This is a genomic window from Brunnivagina elsteri CCALA 953, from assembly GCF_002289455.1.
Lineage (GTDB): Bacteria > Cyanobacteriota > Cyanobacteriia > Cyanobacteriales > Nostocaceae > Brunnivagina > Brunnivagina elsteri.
This window is the reverse complement of the sequence record NZ_NTFS01000718.1, coordinates 1-1,562: the sequence shown is the minus strand read 5'-3', so window position 1 is coordinate 1,562 and position 1,562 is coordinate 1. Positions and strand designations below refer to the sequence as shown.

General features: G+C 39.4%; 3 protein-coding genes. All 3 read left to right on the top strand.

Annotation, left to right across the window (positions count from 1 at the left end):
- Positions 1-142: 142 nt before the first annotated feature.
- On the top strand, positions 143-490 hold the full coding sequence (locus tag CK510_RS30180; RefSeq protein WP_095725093.1) for a hypothetical protein: 348 nt from the start codon (positions 143-145) through the stop codon (positions 488-490).
- On the top strand, positions 478-630 hold the full coding sequence (locus tag CK510_RS33800; RefSeq protein WP_245912525.1) for a type II toxin-antitoxin system RelE/ParE family toxin: 153 nt from the start codon (positions 478-480) through the stop codon (positions 628-630). The genes CK510_RS30180 and CK510_RS33800 overlap by 13 nt, the downstream gene beginning before the upstream one ends.
- A gap of 280 nt (positions 631-910) precedes the next feature.
- The coding region (locus tag CK510_RS30170; protein WP_095725092.1) for a tetratricopeptide repeat protein at positions 911-1,562 on the top strand (652 nt) is incomplete at its 3' end.

Below are 1,562 nucleotides of genomic sequence, written 5' to 3'. Positions count from 1 at the left end.
TCTTGCGTTTCATGCGTATATTGAGATGCTTCGTGCCTCAGCATGACATTTCGGGGTACTTTTCAAACATCCTCTTAAATTACAAGTAAGGCATTTTCAAAACAGATAATTATTCAACTGGGAATTGTAAAAAGTAAAGCTTATGACAGCAAGCAATATTAAACAGCAAATTGTAGAATATCTTGAGGCATTACCTAGCGAAGAAGTGAAAATTATTCTTTTAAAATGGTTAACTGGTTCAGATGGTGATTTAGAAGATTTCGAGCGGTTACTCACTAATCAATCTATCCAAGAGATAGAAAAATCATTTGAGTACGGAGATATAGACGCAGAATCAAATTTTCAGCCTTTGACTGAAACGCAAATGATTCAGCAAAGTAAATCTGTACTGGAAACTTACCAATGCAAAGGTTCAGGAGTTGCACATAACCGAGTACGTGAATGGGCAGACAGTTTAGGGACTGATGAAGAACTCCCATGTCCCAAATAGTTTGGACTGAAACCGCGCTCAATGACTTAAATCGTCATTATGATTTTATCAAACTTAATAATCCTGATATTGCTGCACGGGCAATACAAGCGATTGTTTCTTCTGGCGAAAGTTTACAGCAGAACCCCCGCAGAGGCTAAATTGTAGACGAAATAGCTGGTTTACGGAAACTGTTAGTGAATTTTGGCAAATACGGCTACATTATTCATTACGTTATTCTTGAGGATGACATTATTATTTTGCGTGTTTACCACGGACGAGAGAATCGACCTATTTAGTACAAGATAAGTCTACTTTTTTGGGGATTTTGGTTGATGAGAATCCCGTTCCCGCAAGTTGATTTACCAAAAACTTCTTAATTTATCGTCACAATTTAGTTTTAGACTCACAATATGTAATGGAACGCTAAATTTAAGTCAGATGATTAAGTTAATTGCTATTGTTCTCAGTTTATGCTTAGGTTTTGGTTGGAATTTGCCTGTTTTTGCCCAGTCACAACCATCTAGTTTGACTCCCGAACTGCTACAAATACGGGATGAATTAGGTGACAAGGCTTTTGCTGCTACCGACAAGGGTGATTTTGAAACTGCCGAGAAATATTGGACACAGGTATTGGAAAAAGACCCAATGAATCCTGCTGTGTGGAGTAATCGCGGGAATTCGCGGGTGAGTCAAAATAAATTAAATGAGGCTTTGGCTGATTATAATCGGTCTGTGGAGCTTGCGCCGAATGTGACTGACCCCTATTTGAATCGTGGTGCTGCGTTAGAGGGTTTGGGAAAATGGGAAGATGCGATCGCAGATTATAATCATGTCCTGGAACTCGATCCAAATGACGCAATGGCTTACAATAATCGCGGGAATGCGGAAGCTGGTTTGGGAAAATGGGATAAAGCAATCGAAGATTACAAGAAATCGGCTGATATGGCTCCCCAATTTGCTTTTGCCCGTGCTAATTATGCGATCGCATTATATGAAACTGGTGAGAAGGATGAAGCGATTCACCAAATGAAGAATATTCTTCGTAAATATCCTAAGTTTGCTGATGTTCGAGCTGCAATTACTGCTGCAC

Bases quoted from the DNA above. Each gene is read 5' to 3' on its own strand.
- CK510_RS33800 (WP_245912525.1), top strand. From the start codon at position 478: ATGTCCCAAATAGTTTGGACTGAAACCGCGCTCAATGACTTAAATCGT.
- CK510_RS30180 (WP_095725093.1), top strand. From the start codon at position 143: ATGACAGCAAGCAATATTAAACAGCAAATTGTAGAATATCTTGAGGCA.